We start from the raw sequence: 16,732 nt of genomic DNA on the forward strand, positions 1-16,732 counted from the left end.
AATGCCACGCCCTTAGTTTTGGTCGTTTGGTCTTTGGTAGGAAGGGGCTATGTTTTTAAGTGGCTATGGTCTATATCGTCAACGACGATAATCTTTATTGCTATTCAAATCATAGCCTGTTCAATCAATGGCGATACATGAACTTTCCAAGAGCTAATCAGTGGTAAACAGGTAATATGATAAATAAGCCAACAAGCATATACAGTTGTAGGGTAATAGCAGTCGCCAGCAGATAATTTTCCATGAGCCATCTCATGGCGGAGAGCTGGACCTGGCTTGTAGTTGAATAGCAAATCGATTTCGTTAATGAGGTCTACACCAAATATTTCTTCAAGCTGCGGTCGAAGAAATGTCAATAATCCAGATAATGAGCGGTCTTCCTGAAGTAGATCGGGTTTTATTTTTGAAGTTTCTCGATTAGCGTTCAGTAGAACGTAACGAAGGGAATTTTCTAGCTGAGGTATAAGCAAATAAGAAGCCGATGCATAGTCACCTTGCCAAAATCGTGTGAAGCCCAAGGAGAATAAATGTTCGTGACCCTGCGGCACAAATGGACTCATATTGACAATGGGGGCAAAGTGGCGTTGCTCCAGAGGAAATCTGCTCATTACATTGAGCCGTGCGGGTTCGATAGCACCACCTACAATATGGTGACGAATAATATCGAGATATTGAAGTGATTGTTCCTTAAACCACTCGCTGTCAGGTTCTATTCCGCGGGGAGTTACCGAGGTTTCAGCATATGTCTTGCCTTCGCGATCTACATAGCTTGAACCAAATAAAGAACCAAAAAAGCTATTCTTTTGATTTTCTAATGCTTGTTCGCGCAATGTGCTAACTTTTGGAGAAAATGATAGGAGTGCGAACTCGAGCAAGACATCGGGAAGAGTGAGATTTGAGAACACTTTTATCGTGCCCTGTTGCTCTTTTGATAAATCAATTGGCACACTGAATTGCCCTTGTTCGTCTAATGCTGCATCTTGTAAATCACGTAACTCCACCCGAAGTGAATCGATTCGTTCCTTAAAACTTCTCGCGGCTCGAAGTTCACCGATAGCTTTACGGGTCCAATATGCTTTTGCTAATGCAGTACTAACCAGACCTCGCATCCGTAATAACTCTTCTACTGACCTTTCCTGACAGCGTCTCTGAGCTATGGTGTCGCTAAGTTTTGAATAACCTTTTACTGCTAAATTCCAAACCTCCCGAAGGGCCATAGGATAGCAATCTTGATCTATGTTTTGATCGGCCAATCTCTCGGCATCTGAAGCAATTTTAGACCACTCAACTAGCTTATAGCTGGCCCCTAACTCAGCTATTTTTACGAAGGCCACATATTGGCTTGTTGTGAGGGCTCGTTCATACATTGCCTCGAAAATATTTTCAATTTCCTGGGGTATGTAGCCACGTCTTTGCGAAAGTGCATTGATCTGAAGTGAGCGATGAAACAAATTAATAATATCGAGTATAGAATCTTCTTTTTCATGGAATTGAGATGAAAATTTACCGCTAAGACGTTGTTTAATAGTGTCACAATAGGCTTCTACTGCTGCAACTGCGGCATCTCTACATTTTCGGTTGTTATACCAAACAACATCGGCTACTCGTGCGCGAAGAGCTGGATGGATTATCTTATTTACAATTGTTTCTAAAATTTCATTTTGCTCCCCACGAAAATCACTCGCTATGTATGACCGGCTATCGGCCCCTTGCCATTTTGGACTCCAAGGTTCTGCCGGATCTTCTACTCGTAAATGTAGTGAGCAGAGGACTGCAAGAAGATGATAGCTGCGTTGTGCATGTATGTTGTTAGTGGACTCGGCATCTTTTGCTAATTTGAATAGTGATTGAGCCATAACGTAATCTTCGCATTGAGAAAAGTCCTTCAATACTGTTGTTAAATCTATGGCAGCTAGATCGTCAGTACATGCAAGCACCAATGTGGTATTTTCTGAAATAGGATCTTCATTATTTGGGGTGGATGTATTACTCACAGATTCGCCCTCCTTTCAAATTCTTACTGTTTTTTATGCCATGAATTTTTATTTTCAACTATTTTTTCTTGTGCTAATACTTAATAATGAGTTAATAGGTAGGAGTAAGTCCGTGTGATAGCAGGTTGAAAAATACTGAGTGTAATTTTAACCTGTATCATCTGCACAAACTAAAATTATTAACATAGAAACTATTATTCATTTCTAAACTCTTCGAGACTATTTATTAACGGTTGTTCCTGTTTTGTATATTCTAACCAAAAAAATGGCGAGGGAATATAGTTTGAATGGGTAGAGTTTTCCGCCTTTTTTATTGGTCATTAGTCAATCCTTAGTTTATTTTTTCGAAGTCGATTACTCATATCTGTGCTTTTTTCCGCTAAAACTAAACCTCCCGTGCCAATCGACTAATAATGTCCCGTTTAGAGGGGATATGGAGCTGGTAGGCCAGTTGCCATGCTTTGCGCTGAGTTTGGGTCTTGTGCTCTAACATTTTACGGATAGTCATCACTGGTATACCGGTATCGCTGGCAATGAGGTTTTCATTGTGGCCGGCACGGTGAAACTGATAAATAGCCAGCAAAACCTCTAATGAGTAGCGCTTACGAATGCCAATATTGACCGTATTTACTCGGGGCATTCCTCCCCATAAGTTATCACCGGGATAAATCGGTTTTGGCATCGGCTGGTAGGGGTTACCACTGCGGATCTCAGCGCGACAGCGCATTAACCAGATGATGCAGGCGGTATAGTTTCCGCGGTCATCTTCTTTGAAATAGCTGCCGGTACTTTGGTTTAGTGCTTCATCCATCATGAAGACTCCTTTTGATTCTTGCGCCCGAACCGGGCGCAGGGATGACTCCAGCACACTGGCAGTTGTTGCCTGTGTGGTCATTTGGGTTATCTGTGAATTACCTGCAGTTGACAGGTTATGAAAGGATTACTGCGTGATAGAGAAATAGCGGATCCGGCCAGCTTTCACCGCGTTATATAGGCGGTTAACTGTTTCAGTCGTGAGTTCAATACCTGCTGCGACCAAATCGGCATCAATTTGCGCAATCCAGTTAACAGGCTTGTCTGCTGCAGTCTTATTTACAGGACTACCTAGTTTGTCTGGAAAACTTACAGAACCTGTGGGGTGCAATGATTGATGCGAAACGGTATCTGCCCCAACAGTGACTGTTTCTGCGGGGATTTCTGCGGCGGCGGCAAGTTGCCGTTTTTTCAATTCTTCCTGTTGTTGGTCTGCCTGTAGTCGCTGCTGTTCCTCAATTTGTTTTTGCTTGGCGATGCGTTGCTCAATCATCAACGCTAAATGCTCGTGCTCATGGCCGATTATTTGGTTGATGTCAGCAAACAGATTTTTATAAGCCGGTTCAACATCCACAAATAGCGCCAAGTTGGCCTGATATTTCTCGGCTAATTGGTTTGCAGCAATCTTGGCTCTGGCCAGCTCATCGTTGGCAGCACTTTGCAAAGAGGTCAGGGTTTTCTTGCCTTTGATAGCAGTGGCAAAATCAGCCGGGATAGTCGGTAGCGTAACGATAGCCAACTGTTTATTGATACTGGTAATATGCTCGGAAAGAGCGATTTTTACTTTATTCAGTATCTCAAGACGAATAGCTTCTTTGCGCAACTTAACTAATTTTGACAGGTCCAGCCGCTTGTTTCGCATTTCATCACGCAAGGTATCAATGGTGCGGAACAGTAAATCAATCTGCTCAGTTTTAGACAGCGCCTGCTGTTTAATCAAATCCAGTTCTTTCTCGGCTTTTTCACAGAACTTAACCGTTTCTTCTGCGTCAGCGAAGTCCTGATCGGTCACCAAGTTAGTGTTGATGGATTCAATAAAGGCCAGTGCCTGATTCTGGTAGACAGTCAGGTTTGATTCTTTTACCGCGCCCTCGATCTCCACCAATAGGGCAGGGAGGCGCATTAAGGCTTTACCTTGCGGGGTATCTTTTATCTCAGGGGCTGTGTAACCGTTCAGATCCTGCTCAAACTGCTGCCAGCCTGCCATTAATGCTTCGCGGCGGCCCGGTACCGGTAAATACTCCATCCAGACAAAGTTTTCTTCGGTGCCATCCGATACCACAAAAATGACTTTTTCGGCATCACTCACAAGGAGCTGTTGCTCGAGCTGCCAGTAATATTCTGGTGGCAGGTCTTTATCTTTTGCCGCTTGGGCCAGAGTGGCATTCCACATTTTGTGTTCGAACAACACATCTTCCATCATGGTCATACCATCAAAGGAAGCCAACAAATAGCCATCGTCATCGATGGCCGTAGCAGGGAATAATTCGTTGCCAATAATAGATTCCACGATTACCCGCGCAGTGGCTTCCTGCGCGTGGCCTTTATCAAACAAATTAGTTTGTACCCAATCGCTGAATTCCCGTTCTGATCCGGTAGCCTTCATGCTCAGTAATTCATCGCGGCGCATTTTACTGGAGGCTGCCATCATCACTGGGGCTTCGCTGGCGGTGAAATGGCGACTGCGTAGAGCATGCCATTCAGGCGTGCCTTGCTGGACATTAATGATTTGCATCTTCTGCCTCCAGATATTCGATGGATTTGATTTGTGCCGAGGTGAGGGTGTATTTACTTTCGATTGTGTTGATGATTTGCGCGGCGGTTTTCTTGCCCTTGCTGATTAATGTTGTCCAGTCAGCAAGAGCGCGTTGAAATTGTTCCGCGCTATATTCTGGTAGTGCCTGCGATTGAGTAGGTTGTTGGGTGCCTTGGTTGTGTTCTTTACCTTCATTCACATCAAGACTTTTACCTTCCATTTCTTCTGCTGTTGGCTGCTGACCAATTTCAGGCCAACCTTTACGCAATGCCTGCGCTTCCGCACATTTGGCTAGTTGTCCATAAGGCCGCTTTTTCCACATGGCATTGGGTGCCTGGGTATCACGGCCCGCGGTGGCATAGTTTTCCAGCCAATACTCCTTCGCACTGAACTCCACGATAGTGCCGTTAGGCATGAGTTTGCTCAGGGTGTATTTGCACCACTGAGGGAAAGTGATTTCTATCCCGTTAAAGTTTTGCGTGAGGTCAGGGCCAAACTCTGGTTCCTGCGCTCCGGCATAGTTACCGGAGCGGTCTGCCTGTATGCGATACAGTCCAACGCCGGGCATCACCACATCGCGCATTTCATATTTACCGGTTAGAGCATCTTTCACGCTCATAGGAACCAAATGCACGGGTTTCATCAACGGATCTAACTGGCGGGCGCGGCAATAACTCACAGCCATGATGACTGAATCATCTTTAGCACCAGGGTAAATACTATTTTTCAGCGCGTTCCACGTTGGTTCGTCAATATTCAACCCAACCACGGCGGGCGGAAGAGTATTGGTTGTTACTGCTTGGGTGGTCATGGGTCAGTCCTCAGATTTTGACAGCGATAGCCAGAAACATGAATGCACCTAAAACGCAGGCAAAGAAGAATTTCAGGCCAGATTGTTTTGGGTAGTCGTGGATGTTGTCACTGGTAACGCGGTGGCGGTATTGGAGTTTCTTGATGAATTCGATAGTCATGGTATGCTTTCCCATGGTTGGGTTTGGTCACTCAACCACGCTGATAATAATCCTCGTGGTTATTGTTCAGTCCTCAGTAGGTTTGCGGTTGGTCCCGCACTCCTGGGATAGCCCCGGCTTAATCGCTGGGGCTTTTCTCTTTTAGGATATGGATAAGTAAGAAAAGGTATGAAAAGACAACTTGCAGTTTTATTAACATCAATTCTTAGTATTCCATCAGTGTTTGCTGTAGATATTCCAGCCATGGAAAAAGTCATGCGTGAAGGCATGCAGAACCCGAAAACAGTGGAATATCGGTCAATCACTGAAGTAACCAACTCTACCGGCGAAACGTTTGTTTGTGGTGAGGTCCGTATTACAGGGGGAAATAGTCAAGAGGCTGATTTCATTCCCTTCGCTTATACTCAACACAAAACGATCTACGTGAGTTCAGATCTATCTAAGAATGAGAAAAGTGAGTATCGTCTGACTGGATGTGAAGGCAAAGAATCAGAGGCGTCCTGGTATAAGACTCTAACGATATTAGATACAAACTGCCTTGCCGGTTTTCAAACACTAACAGCCTATTTCAGCGAAGGAAAATCAGACGAGCTTGCTATCGCCGCAGGCGTTAGCGTTTGGGATGATTTCAATAAAAAAATAGGAAAATCAGCTGATGCTGAATTTAATAAATCGGCTTATTACTATTTAAGATCGATATTAAATCAGGCTAAGGCTAACCCAGAAATGGGAGCTGAGATTAAAGCAGATCCAATAGCAACAAAGAATGAATTCCTTGCTAATTGCAGAGCTATTTTTATTGAAAAGGCTATCAAATAATTATCGCGGTTATCATTTCTAGTCTATGAAGGTGGTTTGTGTTGCGTCTAACTCCATGGCTCTTTCTGCCTTGGCAACACGGAGAAATATTTCCTCCTGTACCTCATCCAGATAGAGTTCCATGGCAGTTGTTTCGGTAAGTGCCGTAAGATAATGGGTACTTGCGCCCGCAATAAAGCAGCCATTTTTGACAGCGGACTTAAAAGCACTGAGCATTTTCGAATGGCGACGTAAGAACTCAATCCGCTTGCCTAATTCCTCTTGCTCATCAGGATCCGAAATCAATAAGCGGTCATACTGTTCCAGCGATTGCTCAACCATTCGCTGATAGTTGTATTCATTCATAGGCCCTTCTTATTCATATAATAAAAAAGACCACATAAGTGGCCTTTAAAGGGGGGGGGGATATTAAATAATATGCTGGTTAGGTATCATTTTTAGCCGGGGGATCTGAATCTTCCTGGTTTTCAGTTGGGTCAGTATCTCTAGACGAATTTATGATTGTTGGAATGGCTGAGATTCCTTTACCCATACTCCAATTAGCTACGTTTAGTTTTTCCCCAAACTTTACCCCTTCAAGTAACTCTTTTGGGACGTTACCAAAATTAAGATCACTTTTAAGTATTGAACCTAATTCTTTGGCAACAGGGGATTCAGCTATTTTGATTAACTCTTTGAGGTTGTTGGGTAGGACAGAAGCAGGATTATACAATGCTGAAACCTGAGACATAATTTCTTTATTAGCTAAATATTTCCCATCTTTGAATGCAGGAGATCCGAGTACCTTTGCTACAGTAATGTTTCTTTGTTTGGTTGTAGATTGACCCTCTTTTCTATTTGATTCTTTTATTTTACCCTTGAGACCAACTAATATATTTTCGCTTTCATTTATTTCATTTTGAAGACTTATTGATTTTTCACTGAGGGTAGATATCGTCTCATTTGCACTTTTAATCTGTTTTTCAAGTGTCTCTATCGAGAGGTTTAATGTTTCATAATGGGTATTTAATGCATCCATATTTAGTTTTGATTTAAGCTGTGATTCTTCTTCCTCAGCTAATTTCGTAGCAATTTTTGCTTTTTCCAAGTATTCCGCATTGTCGCTCTTAACTTTTGATTGTGCGACATGGCTAATTGTTTCATAGGCGCGAGTTTTTTGTTTTCTAATAAAACCCTCAGAAATATTTTCATACTGTAAATGAAGGAGACGGATAGCTACGCCAAGATAAGGAAATGCAACCGCAATAATAAAGGCGGAAATTGCTGGAAGAATAAGAGAGTTAAGATGCCAAGGATCAAGTTTTCCAGCGAGAACAGCAATCCGCTCTTCAATCGGTTTCTTGCTAAGAGTAACAATGAGCACTGATTGCCAATTGAAGTATAACCAAGAGAGGATAAAACAAAAGAAAAACGGATTCCGTACTCTATCGATAACGGTTTCTTTAACTGACTTCAACAGATCATTCATTAGACCGCCTAAAATAGCCATCAATTATTAAGATATTCTACTTAATTTAATGAATAAACGATAGGCGTTGACCTCCCAATATTCGCGAGTTAAACCTGAGTGCGACACAGGCAAATGCCCCGAAGAGCAGGGCCAAGAGAAGATCTCTTATTCGCCGTCTTTCTTTTCGTTAATGCGTTGGAATGTATAACGCTCGGTATCCGCTTTAATATTGCGGTAGAAATGGGAACCAATTGATTCGGCGCCAGAGAATGCCGCGTAATCATCTGCGGACACATTTTGATAGTAATACAGAGCAGCCGGTTCACCTTTCGACTTAAAACGAATCGCCAGAGTGTTGTTAACTGGGTCATGGCCGATGCTGTGGATCTGGGAAGATTCAATCTGCTTCATACTAATTGCTGGTAAATTGCTCATATTGGTTCCTTTTAGGTAAAAAAAAGAGCCACAGCCTAAGCTGTAGCTCCGATGGTTTATTTTGCTTTCCTGCTAATTAATGCTTAACGAACGCCGCGAGGTAACTGACTGCAACCACTCATCTTTTGGCGGGCAACTGCTGCAATCCGCTTTTCTGGATCTGCTGAAGTTCGGGGCTTGCTGGGTACTGCTGATATGTCTGGCATCGGTTTGCACCGCACCATCACTAATACTGCTTTTTCAACTCGGTTACTTTCACGTTTTACCAGTGCCTGGATATGGGCATTACGTTTTTTTGCCATACGCTTTTGTCGAGATGTTGTGGCCATTGGTCAGTCCTCAGTAGTGTCTATCACCGCTATACCCTCATAGAAGGCACACTGGTGATTCGTGGTTTAGCTGAGCCGTGACCGGTACACGCGGACCGTTTTAGTGTCACTTAACCTATTTGTTAAAGAGCTTATCCTTATGGGATGTTTGAAAGGTACAACTATACCGGTACTTTTGCAACTAAAAAGATCGAAAAGTTTCGGTACTTTTGTGTTGGGATAAATTTGAGACAAAAAAACCGGCATTTGCCGGTTAATTCAGATGGTATAGATTATGACTGAAGGTATAGAAGTACGAGGCTACCCGCTCTTAATAAAGAGGATATCCCACAGAAGAAAGAGAATACGGACACGAACTTAGTCAAGATGCTGAAAGCTGTGTTGTTTATGTTTTTAGATGTACGCCAAAGACCTTGAGCAACATTGAATATGTAGATTGAGTAAAGGACCATTACCAGCACAATAACCCAGAAATTCCAGTTAGCATACTCTGCAAAAAAAGTAGCTACAGAGATAAAAATAATAGCGAGTAGAAAGTGGAGGTAAGTCTTAGCAACACCTAGTTTTCCACTAGCTAATTTACCCAGCCATCCTGGTTCATCATCTTTTGCTATCGGATAATTAACTTTCATTTCATATCCTTACACTGGTTTCACATGACATACCACAGTACCAATGATTTCACAGTTACCATTTATTTTTATAAATCGAGCATCCGCTGGATAGTCGGGGTTGAGCGCTTTGAGATACTTATGATTATCCAAAATTTGTAATTGTTTAAATGTCGCTTCAGCACTACCTTCCATTCTGGCAATAACGAATTTACCACTAGGCGGATCATTCAATTCAGGATCAACGTAGATAATATCTTCCGGCTCAAAGCGGGGAAGCATTGACTCACCTTCAATACGAAGTGCGAAACTTTCCGGGCTACACATCACTGGGCATGGGTAATAGATATATTCATCGCGAGGCAATAGGGTCACTTCAGTAAATGCACCTGCTTGCACCCAACTAATCAAAGGAACCTCCCTGGTTATCACCTCCGCAGATGAGGCATTATCAACCCTTATTTGTGATTGGTTGTTCGCTTCCTTTTCACCTTTCCCTGATACCAGCCAATTTGGATTTAATTGTAATGCTTTGGCTATTGCAAATAGATTGTCTGCTCGGGGTTTCTGTGTCATCCCAAGCTCAATTTTACTGATAGCCATGCGAGTAACCCCAGCCTTTGCCGCAAGATCTTCCTGCGTCATGCCAAGTTCATCGCGCCGTGCTAACAGACGTTCACCGAAAGTACTGTATGTAGTCATAGGTATAAAAGTAACTCAACTTTAGTAAACTTTGCGCTCGGTATAGTTTCGGTATATATTCGCTTTATGGGTATAATTCTACCTTTAAACTGAAGGTGAAAACTTACAATGAACTGCACCAACATCACTCCACTTCACGAGCGGGTAAAAGTGGCTGAGCAGGTAATCAATTATTTTAGCAGCCCATATCAAGCAGCTGCAGCTCTTGAGTGTTCATATGAAGCGATCAAAACCTACCGTAAGCGTGGGTTACCTGAAAAGGTTGCCTTACTTTGCCATATGTCTACGAACATCCCATACACCTATAACCCGGCCGACTATGGCCGTAACCCTGAAAATCTCAGTCTGGTTCTGACCAAACCAGCTCATCAGTAAAGATAGAGGACTGACCAATGACTATTAGCCCAAAGCGTTGGCTCGCTAGCTGGAGAGCTAAACGTAAGACACAAAAAACTGCTACTTCTCTTTGCCCCCTCTCAATAAACGCAAATGTGGGGAGGAGTGTGACTTTTCAGGATCTGGATCTTCTTGGCTTATCCGCGCTGAAAGGAAAACCTCAGTGCTTGAGCCATCCAGAAGGGCAGCAAAGTGAGCAAATAATTCCTGACCCTCAGGTGAAATCTCCAGTGTCGGATGATTCATGATGGCATCCAAACTTTGCTTGATGCGGAGCTTATGTTGTTCATCACTGCCGGATAGCACGGTAATAGCGACAACATCGACCAAGGCTCTAATGTAACTAAGGGAATTATCACTGGACATTGCGCCTCCATGGCGGACTAAAAAAGAAACGATTCACAGTTTATGTCCATGCGTGTAATCACCAAAGATATTTAAGGACTGACCAATGACCACAATTTATCAACCTGCCGGTATAACGGCAGGGGCTGCGATAACCACCACACAATCGGTAGAAATGATTGCCAACATTGTGGGTAAAAAACTGGCTATTGACGGGCAGGAGGCCCGCCGTATGGCTATCACAGGGGCTCTGGCAGGGGTTACCAATGCGTATTATTCGCGGCAACACAGTCCCTCAGATACAAAGCAGCCGTAGGGGGATCTATGACGCCATCTGAACTCATATACCAATTTGGCCGACCGATTGCTTACTACCCTGGTCTGGTTCCATATCTTGGGAGCGTAAACGCAGTCATTTTGTTCTGCCAGTTCTTCTATTGGACTGGCAAAGAAACTTCAGAGTTTGGCATTTTTAAAACTACGGAAGAGATTGAATCTGAAACAGGATTGACCTACGAGGAACAACTTACAGCCCGTAAAAAACTCAAGCAAGCGGGGGTTTTGAAAGAAACAAATAAGCGGTTGGAGCACCGTATTTACTATCAGATTGATACCGACCGGTTGGACGGAATGTTATCGCAACCTATTGATAAATCCCCAAATGGGGAAAACCCATTTCGGGAAACTGGGAAAGCCCAATTGGCGAAAGAGGAAAAGCCCAAGCCGCCAGCAAGGGATTCCCTAACTGGCGGGCAAGGGATTCCCCATTTCGATCATACAGAGATTACTACAGAGATTACTACAGAGATTACTACAGAGAAGCGCACACGTAAGGCGGCTAAAAGTTCGGCAATAGACTTCTCAGCTTTCCCAATGGCGGTTAGTCCAGAGATTTGGGATGACTACCTAAAACACCGAAAAGCAAAACGCGCACCCATTACTCAAACTGTGGTGAACATGCTGGGTAAGGAATTGAGAAAAGCGGCTGCGTCTGGTTGGTCAGTGGATGATGCGTTATCTGAAGCGATGGCTGCTGGTTGGCAGGGGTTCAAATTTGAATGGTTACAGAATCGTAGTCGGCCACAAAATCAGTATGCAGGTAATACCGGCATGAGCCGTCAGGAAGCACTAGAGGCCCGCAATGCACAAGTTGCTGATGATTTTGTTAATGGTGGGTGTGCGTATGCGGGATCTTGATAGGCGTGAATTCGCGGAAGTCATGAAAGCCACTCTGGCGATATACGGGAAAGATGCATCAAAAGCCGTGCTCGATATCTATTGGAATGCGTTGCTGCCATACGATATCGACACAGTACGCCAGGCATTCAGTAACTGGCTGACAGATCCGGATCAAGGCCGTTTCTCGCCAAAACCTGCCGATATTATTCGCAATATCCAACATATTGCCGGTAAACCGGATTGGCTCTCAGCGAATGAGGCGTGGGCATTGGCATTACCCGCGCAAGATGAAGCTAACACCGTCATTTGGACGAATGAAATTGCCCAGGCATGGAGCATTGCCCAACCCATCATGCTGGAGGGTGACAAAGTGGGTGCGCGTATGGCTTTCATTGCGGCTTATGAGCGATTGACTAGGGCAGCGCAGGGGACAGGTAGATCACCTGAGTGGTCAGTGTCCGAGGGATGGGACAAAGAAACAGTAACCCGTCATGTATTTATCGGGGAGGGCGCGTAATGGTGATAAAACCTCTCGTCCTCAATGCCGAAAGGGTTGGCATCAATAACGGTATCAGGTCGATGCGCCTTGCTGGCCGTATCAGTGATGCAAACAGCCAGTTAAACCGTGTGATCAACGCCGCCAGTGGTGCTGATTGGCGGACATTACGCGACCTTGAAAAGATACTGTCACAGATGTTTCCCGGTGAAGGTGATACTCAGGCCGCTATAAGCGCACGTCTGCGTGAAATTAATCCTGTCCGCCATAGGCTGGTGAAACAGGTCAGAACTGTCCGCAACGAGGATACCATATGACTGGAGGACGGGAGAGAAGGATGAAATCTTATTGCAAGCTATTCACGACACACAAAAAGTATGGATTAATGAGGGACTAATTGGTGTTTTGAAAAGGAATTAATAAATGAATAATGAGTTTGGTTTTGAAATGAAATTACATGGAGCACTATTTTCTTTTTTCACCATATCAATGGTGGGGATTGCTGGTTACAGTGAAACATCTCTATCAACACAAATAGCCTTTTTCAGTGCTGCATTCATAGCAACAGTGTCGGGTTGTATGAGCGTTATGTTTCTTCTTATATCAAGACAGTTTTCGCTTGGAACCCCTGAGGGTAAGTGGCGAGGCGACTTATACATTAAGGCATTAGGAGCTAAACCTTGGCTAGGCGACCTAACGTTAAGTCTGTTAGGGATATCAGTAGGCATATTTATATCTGGGTTAAGTGTTCATGTGGTAAAAGATTCACCACAACTGATTTTTTTATTATTTCCTGGCGCATTATTCATGCTTTTTTGCAGGGCAATTATAAATAAAGTTTCTAAACAAAAGTTTTCCCCAGAAAATGATCAATAGTATTGATGTCATTGGAATTATCGGAACAGTAGCCAAGTTTGAGATACGCAACGGCAAGGTCCGTAAAGTTAACCACCAAATCGAAACCGAGGAACAGGCTGCGCTGATTGCGTGGGCAGATAAAACTGTTATCGATGGTATTTGTATCGGGGATTATCTGATCCATATCCCCAATGAGGGGAAGCGCGGGCCAAAGGCGGCGAGGGATGCTAAGCGACTAGGATTGAGGAAAGGAGTGCCAGATTTGTTTCTGGCGCTACCGCGTGGCGGGTATGCGGGGTTGTGGATAGAGATGAAGTCGGGAAAAGGAATGCCAACAGAAGCACAGGTTGCGTGGATAACTAGGCTAACAAGAGCGGGATATATGGCTAAAGTTTGTTATGGATTTAAGCACGCCCAGGCACAGATTCAATATTACTTATCCTAAATTAATTATAAAAATGGATGTTTAGAACTTTTTAATCGTGTTTTATACCCATACTTCAATTTTCATTAATTTCGGTTGGTTATTATATTTTATAATAGCGTAACGTCATGTAATTAATGGTTTTGTGATTTCAATCACGGACGGTTAATATTTAGTTACATTAGTTGATATGCAACGGATTGGGCTGTAATTTATCTACAAATATAATTTTTTAAGATAATCATGAGCAATAAACCAGCCGAGCAACAATTCTTTTGGGTTAATCACAAACAAACATTCAAAATTGCGCGTAAAGAGGGATTTATCTGGGCTCCTCGTCGAGCAAAGGACGGAAAACCGAGGCCAGCATACGATACGCTTAAATTAGTCAATCCTGGTGACGTAATATTTTCCTATGCATTCACTAAAATAGGAGCAGTCGGTGTTGCTAAGTCCAATTGCTATGACGCTATGCAACCTCCTGCCTTTGATAGCTTTTGGGACGACCAAGGGTGGAAGGTTGATGTAGATTTTACAATGTTAAATACTCCTATCTCGCCAAAAGTACATCTTGAGGAAATCGCTCCGTTATTACCTGAAACTCATTCACCGATAAAACCGCTTAATGGCAATGGCAATGAGATGTACTTGTCAAAAATCAGCCCTGAGCTCGGCCATTTACTGTTAAAACTATGTCAATCAATCAGTTTAATACAACAAAACGATACTTCTGATTATAAAGAAATTGAAAAGGATATTGCTGAAATCAAGGCTCATAAACTTGGAGATCCCACTACGGCAGAACGATTGATTCAGGCGCGAGTGGGGCAAGGCTTATTCCGGCAAAATGTGCTGGCCCTCTATCCTCAGTGCCCTGTTACAGGCGTATCTATGCCTGAGTTGCTTAGGGCTAGTCATATTAAACCTTGGCGAGATAGTTCAGATGAGGAGCGATTAGACCCTTATAATGGATTAATGCTAGCTCCACATGTAGATGTATTGTTTGATCATAGGTTAATTAGTTTCACGGATGATGGGAGTATTGTTATTAAGAATGATCCTAAGATATATGAAGTTATCCATGCACTTAATGTACCCACTGATGTAAAAATCCATATTTATGAAAAGGCTAAAGTATATTTGGCTTGGCATAGAGAGAAGTTACTAGAGTATAGCAAATGAATAAATTCACTTTACTAGTTGGAAATGGAGTTAATAATGTAACTCCCGGTAGTACATGGAAGGATTTATTATTAATTCTCAAAAAAAAGTGTAGCAAGACCGTTCGTAGTGATGATAACAAACCATTTCCTATGGAATATGAGGAAATATACTTATCATCTTTAAATGAAGGTTGCGATTGTAGGGAGGCAGCTGCTATAGAAGTAGAATTGAAAAAAATTGTAGCAGATTTCTCTAAATCAATAAGACCAAGTAAAATTCACTCCGAAATATGCAGTATTGGAGCATCGAACATATTGACAACAAACTATGATTTATCATTGGAGCTATCATTAAATGATAAATTTACAGGTAGTGTTAATGACGGAGTTATAAAGGAAAAAAAATTTAATTTATTTAGAAAGAATTTACTTCCTGACCGTGAAACATATATCTGGCATATACATGGTGTACAATCTTCCCCTAATACAATTACACTTGGATATGAGCATTACGTTGGTTATATGCAAAAGATGAGAGATTATGTTGTAAATGGTACTGACGGTGCATATACAGTTAAATATAAGCCTCTAGTGAGTCGATTGATAAATAATGAAAAAATAAACATTGACTCGTGGGTCGAATTATTTTTTACTCAAGATATATATATTTTTGGATTGGAATTGTCTTTTGTTGAATCAGATCTTTGGTGGCTATTAACATACAGGGCAAGACGAATATCCGATAATATAGTAAAAAATAAGATATTCTATTACCACAGGCAATGTGAGAATGCCAACGAAAATCCCAAGATTGAACTTCTTCAAAGTGTAGGGATGAGAATAATATCGATTGATGACAGTGGTGAATCTTATTATGAAAAAGTAATTGAAGATATAAGGTCAAAAATTGATAAAGGTTCTGTGGGCAATGTTTAAAATAAACTTCAAGGAAGTGTAAATGTTATTTGATTGGTCAAAAACAAGTGGAAGTGAGTACCCTGCTGATAAACTTGATAGAGCGAAGTATGCAGAGTTTCTGACCAATTTCTTAATAGAAAAAGGTAAGAGTGAGAATTATGTTTTAAATTTAAATGCCCAATGGGGAGCAGGTAAGACATGGTTTTTACGTCGATGGGCTGAAGAAATAGAGGATAAATATCCAGTTGTTTTCATTGATGCGTGGAAAAGTGACCACTCAAAAGATCCTTTTCTGGCAGTGATTACAGAGATACAACATAGCCTAATAAATAAAACAGATAAGTCATTGCTTAAGTCTCCATTCATAAAAAATGCCTGGAGAATGATAAAATCAGTTGCACCTGAGGCTACAAAAGCTGTAATTAAAACAAAGTTTGGTGTAGATATTGATAAGGCAACAGACCTCATAAGTGGTGAGGGGGTGGCTGACATAGGTGCTAAACTCGTTGAGGCAGCAATGAGTGCTCATGAGGAAGCTAATAAATCTATAGAGGATTTTAAGAAAGCAATTAATTCATGGTTGGAATCAGTTATTGGTACAAATAATGGTTATGATTATCCATTATTCATATTTATCGATGAATTAGATAGATGCAGACCTACTTATGCAATCGAAATGTTGGAGACAATCAAGCATCTATTTGATATGAAAAGAGTTGTATTTGTTATTGCTACAGATAAAGAACAACTAGAACACTCAATAAAAGCGGTTTATGGGATCGGTTTTGATTCACAACGATATCTAAATAGGTTTTTTAATAGAACATTAACATTAAGAAAACCGAATCATTATGAATTTATATTTGAAATAGTATCTTCTAGTGTGATTTTACAGAACCATCTTGGAAATAAAAACAATAGTTGGTTCATTGTTGAAGTAGGAGATAGTAGTTATATCGAACAGTATTCAAAAATTCTATCTGCGATATCTCAAGTATTATACATGGATCTTAGGACAATAAATCAATGGATGGAAAGAATCGAAGCATCGATTACTAACATTAGTACTAGAT

General features: G+C 42.1%; 23 protein-coding genes. 11 read left to right on the forward strand and 12 right to left on the reverse strand.

Features of this window, described 5'->3' with window-relative positions; genetic code table 11:
• Positions 1–104: 104 nt before the first annotated feature.
• The 5 genes from FTA96_RS17065 to FTA96_RS23315 form a co-directional block, all read right to left on the reverse strand.
• Complete coding sequence (locus tag FTA96_RS17065) at positions 105–1,994, reverse strand: DUF4209 domain-containing protein (RefSeq protein WP_145574360.1); 1,890 nt, start codon at positions 1,992–1,994, stop codon at positions 105–107.
• Between the two features lie 385 nt (positions 1,995–2,379).
• A complete protein-coding gene (locus tag FTA96_RS17070) occupies positions 2,380–2,889 on the reverse strand; it encodes a hypothetical protein (RefSeq protein WP_235897501.1) in 510 nt (169 codons plus the stop codon).
• Positions 2,890–2,934: 45 nt separating this feature from the next.
• On the reverse strand, positions 2,935–4,542 hold the full coding sequence (locus FTA96_RS17075) for a YqaJ viral recombinase family protein (protein WP_145574362.1): 1,608 nt from the start codon (positions 4,540–4,542) through the stop codon (positions 2,935–2,937).
• Positions 4,529–5,374 carry a phage recombination protein Bet gene (gene bet, locus FTA96_RS17080; RefSeq protein ID WP_235897503.1) on the reverse strand — a complete coding sequence of 282 codons (846 nt, stop codon included), beginning with the start codon at positions 5,372–5,374 and terminating at the stop codon, positions 4,529–4,531. The genes FTA96_RS17075 and bet overlap by 14 nt, the downstream gene beginning before the upstream one ends.
• 10 nt (positions 5,375–5,384) lie before the next feature.
• Complete coding sequence (locus FTA96_RS23315) at positions 5,385–5,534, reverse strand: hypothetical protein (RefSeq protein ID WP_186371291.1); 150 nt, start codon at positions 5,532–5,534, stop codon at positions 5,385–5,387.
• Between the two features lie 168 nt (positions 5,535–5,702).
• On the opposite strand from FTA96_RS23315, the gene FTA96_RS17085 reads away from it, so the two are divergent.
• Entirely contained in the window at positions 5,703–6,353 is a 651-nt protein-coding gene (locus tag FTA96_RS17085) for a hypothetical protein (RefSeq protein ID WP_145574363.1), read from the forward strand.
• Between the two features lie 18 nt (positions 6,354–6,371).
• Here the strand turns inward: FTA96_RS17085 and FTA96_RS17090 are convergent, their stop codons facing one another.
• The 6 genes from FTA96_RS17090 to FTA96_RS17115 all read right to left on the reverse strand — a co-directional run bounded on the left by FTA96_RS17090 (position 6,372) and on the right by FTA96_RS17115 (position 9,880).
• Complete coding sequence (locus tag FTA96_RS17090; protein WP_145526747.1) at positions 6,372–6,698, reverse strand: hypothetical protein; 327 nt, start codon at positions 6,696–6,698, stop codon at positions 6,372–6,374.
• A gap of 79 nt (positions 6,699–6,777) precedes the next feature.
• Positions 6,778–7,821, reverse strand: coding sequence for a coiled-coil domain-containing protein (locus FTA96_RS17095; RefSeq protein ID WP_145574365.1), 1,044 nt, complete (start codon positions 7,819–7,821; stop codon positions 6,778–6,780).
• A 147-nt stretch (positions 7,822–7,968) separates the two neighbouring features.
• Positions 7,969–8,238: a KTSC domain-containing protein gene (locus tag FTA96_RS17100; RefSeq protein ID WP_145574367.1), complete on the reverse strand. Its 270-nt coding sequence runs from the start codon at positions 8,236–8,238 to the stop codon at positions 7,969–7,971.
• An 83-nt stretch (positions 8,239–8,321) separates the two neighbouring features.
• Complete coding sequence (locus tag FTA96_RS17105) at positions 8,322–8,567, reverse strand: hypothetical protein (RefSeq protein WP_145526753.1); 246 nt, start codon at positions 8,565–8,567, stop codon at positions 8,322–8,324.
• Positions 8,568–8,839: 272 nt separating this feature from the next.
• Positions 8,840–9,199, reverse strand: a complete 360-nt coding sequence (locus FTA96_RS17110; RefSeq protein WP_145543543.1) for a hypothetical protein — start codon at positions 9,197–9,199, stop codon at positions 8,840–8,842.
• A gap of 9 nt (positions 9,200–9,208) precedes the next feature.
• Complete coding sequence (locus tag FTA96_RS17115) at positions 9,209–9,880, reverse strand: LexA family protein (RefSeq protein WP_145526757.1); 672 nt, start codon at positions 9,878–9,880, stop codon at positions 9,209–9,211.
• A gap of 108 nt (positions 9,881–9,988) precedes the next feature.
• Between FTA96_RS17115 and FTA96_RS17120 the strand changes: the two genes are divergently transcribed.
• Positions 9,989–10,255 (forward strand): hypothetical protein, encoded by a 267-nt coding sequence (locus tag FTA96_RS17120; protein WP_145526759.1) that lies wholly within the window; start codon positions 9,989–9,991, stop codon positions 10,253–10,255.
• 81 nt (positions 10,256–10,336) lie between these two features.
• Here the strand turns inward: FTA96_RS17120 and FTA96_RS17125 are convergent, their stop codons facing one another.
• Entirely contained in the window at positions 10,337–10,642 is a 306-nt protein-coding gene (locus FTA96_RS17125; RefSeq protein ID WP_145543544.1) for a hypothetical protein, read from the reverse strand.
• Between the two features lie 85 nt (positions 10,643–10,727).
• On the opposite strand from FTA96_RS17125, the gene FTA96_RS17130 reads away from it, so the two are divergent.
• The 9 genes from FTA96_RS17130 to FTA96_RS17170 all read left to right on the forward strand — a co-directional run.
• On the forward strand, positions 10,728–10,937 hold the full coding sequence (locus tag FTA96_RS17130) for a hypothetical protein (RefSeq protein WP_145574368.1): 210 nt from the start codon (positions 10,728–10,730) through the stop codon (positions 10,935–10,937).
• Positions 10,938–10,945: 8 nt separating this feature from the next.
• The gene (locus FTA96_RS17135; RefSeq protein WP_145574370.1) at positions 10,946–11,818 is read left to right on the forward strand and encodes a hypothetical protein; all 873 of its coding nucleotides are present in this window, start codon (positions 10,946–10,948) and stop codon (positions 11,816–11,818) included.
• Entirely contained in the window at positions 11,763–12,317 is a 555-nt protein-coding gene (locus FTA96_RS17140) for a hypothetical protein (RefSeq protein WP_186372886.1), read from the forward strand. The genes FTA96_RS17135 and FTA96_RS17140 overlap by 56 nt, the downstream gene beginning before the upstream one ends.
• On the forward strand, positions 12,317–12,613 hold the full coding sequence (locus tag FTA96_RS17145) for a hypothetical protein (RefSeq protein WP_145574372.1): 297 nt from the start codon (positions 12,317–12,319) through the stop codon (positions 12,611–12,613). Before FTA96_RS17140 ends, FTA96_RS17145 begins: the two co-directional genes overlap by 1 nt.
• Positions 12,614–12,719: 106 nt before the next feature.
• Positions 12,720–13,172 carry a hypothetical protein gene (locus FTA96_RS17150; protein ID WP_145574374.1) on the forward strand — a complete coding sequence of 151 codons (453 nt, stop codon included), beginning with the start codon at positions 12,720–12,722 and terminating at the stop codon, positions 13,170–13,172.
• Positions 13,162–13,599 carry a VRR-NUC domain-containing protein gene (locus FTA96_RS17155; RefSeq protein WP_145574376.1) on the forward strand — a complete coding sequence of 146 codons (438 nt, stop codon included), beginning with the start codon at positions 13,162–13,164 and terminating at the stop codon, positions 13,597–13,599. The genes FTA96_RS17150 and FTA96_RS17155 overlap by 11 nt, the downstream gene beginning before the upstream one ends.
• A 222-nt stretch (positions 13,600–13,821) precedes the next feature.
• Positions 13,822–14,760 carry an HNH endonuclease gene (locus FTA96_RS17160; RefSeq protein WP_145574378.1) on the forward strand — a complete coding sequence of 313 codons (939 nt, stop codon included), beginning with the start codon at positions 13,822–13,824 and terminating at the stop codon, positions 14,758–14,760.
• Positions 14,757–15,677, forward strand: coding sequence for an SIR2 family protein (locus tag FTA96_RS17165; protein WP_145574380.1), 921 nt, complete (start codon positions 14,757–14,759; stop codon positions 15,675–15,677). The genes FTA96_RS17160 and FTA96_RS17165 overlap by 4 nt, the downstream gene beginning before the upstream one ends.
• 22 nt (positions 15,678–15,699) lie before the next feature.
• Positions 15,700–16,732: KAP family P-loop NTPase fold protein (locus FTA96_RS17170; RefSeq protein ID WP_222424314.1), on the forward strand; the 1,033-nt coding region annotated here is incomplete at its 3' end.

Source organism: Yersinia alsatica (assembly GCF_902170305.1).
Classification (GTDB): Bacteria; Pseudomonadota; Gammaproteobacteria; order Enterobacterales; family Enterobacteriaceae; genus Yersinia; species Yersinia alsatica.

Coding starts and splice junctions, on each gene's coding strand:
- bet (WP_235897503.1), bottom strand. CDS start 5,374: ATGACCACCCAAGCAGTAACAACCAATACTCTTCCGCCCGCCGTGGTT.
- FTA96_RS17165 (WP_145574380.1), top strand. CDS start 14,757: ATGAATAAATTCACTTTACTAGTTGGAAATGGAGTTAATAATGTAACT.
- FTA96_RS17095 (WP_145574365.1), bottom strand. CDS start 7,821: ATGAATGATCTGTTGAAGTCAGTTAAAGAAACCGTTATCGATAGAGTA.
- FTA96_RS17100 (WP_145574367.1), bottom strand. CDS start 8,238: ATGAGCAATTTACCAGCAATTAGTATGAAGCAGATTGAATCTTCCCAG.
- FTA96_RS17140 (WP_186372886.1), top strand. CDS start 11,763: ATGCACAAGTTGCTGATGATTTTGTTAATGGTGGGTGTGCGTATGCGG.
- FTA96_RS17120 (WP_145526759.1), top strand. CDS start 9,989: ATGAACTGCACCAACATCACTCCACTTCACGAGCGGGTAAAAGTGGCT.
- FTA96_RS17110 (WP_145543543.1), bottom strand. CDS start 9,199: ATGAAAGTTAATTATCCGATAGCAAAAGATGATGAACCAGGATGGCTG.
- FTA96_RS17130 (WP_145574368.1), top strand. CDS start 10,728: ATGACCACAATTTATCAACCTGCCGGTATAACGGCAGGGGCTGCGATA.
- FTA96_RS17070 (WP_235897501.1), bottom strand. CDS start 2,889: ATGACCACACAGGCAACAACTGCCAGTGTGCTGGAGTCATCCCTGCGC.
- FTA96_RS17155 (WP_145574376.1), top strand. CDS start 13,162: ATGATCAATAGTATTGATGTCATTGGAATTATCGGAACAGTAGCCAAG.
- FTA96_RS17135 (WP_145574370.1), top strand. CDS start 10,946: ATGACGCCATCTGAACTCATATACCAATTTGGCCGACCGATTGCTTAC.
- FTA96_RS17160 (WP_145574378.1), top strand. CDS start 13,822: ATGAGCAATAAACCAGCCGAGCAACAATTCTTTTGGGTTAATCACAAA.
- FTA96_RS17125 (WP_145543544.1), bottom strand. CDS start 10,642: ATGTCCAGTGATAATTCCCTTAGTTACATTAGAGCCTTGGTCGATGTT.
- FTA96_RS17085 (WP_145574363.1), top strand. CDS start 5,703: ATGAAAAGACAACTTGCAGTTTTATTAACATCAATTCTTAGTATTCCA.
- FTA96_RS17075 (WP_145574362.1), bottom strand. CDS start 4,542: ATGCAAATCATTAATGTCCAGCAAGGCACGCCTGAATGGCATGCTCTA.
- FTA96_RS23315 (WP_186371291.1), bottom strand. CDS start 5,534: ATGACTATCGAATTCATCAAGAAACTCCAATACCGCCACCGCGTTACC.
- FTA96_RS17115 (WP_145526757.1), bottom strand. CDS start 9,880: ATGACTACATACAGTACTTTCGGTGAACGTCTGTTAGCACGGCGCGAT.
- FTA96_RS17145 (WP_145574372.1), top strand. CDS start 12,317: ATGGTGATAAAACCTCTCGTCCTCAATGCCGAAAGGGTTGGCATCAAT.
- FTA96_RS17105 (WP_145526753.1), bottom strand. CDS start 8,567: ATGGCCACAACATCTCGACAAAAGCGTATGGCAAAAAAACGTAATGCC.
- FTA96_RS17150 (WP_145574374.1), top strand. CDS start 12,720: ATGAATAATGAGTTTGGTTTTGAAATGAAATTACATGGAGCACTATTT.
- FTA96_RS17090 (WP_145526747.1), bottom strand. CDS start 6,698: ATGAATGAATACAACTATCAGCGAATGGTTGAGCAATCGCTGGAACAG.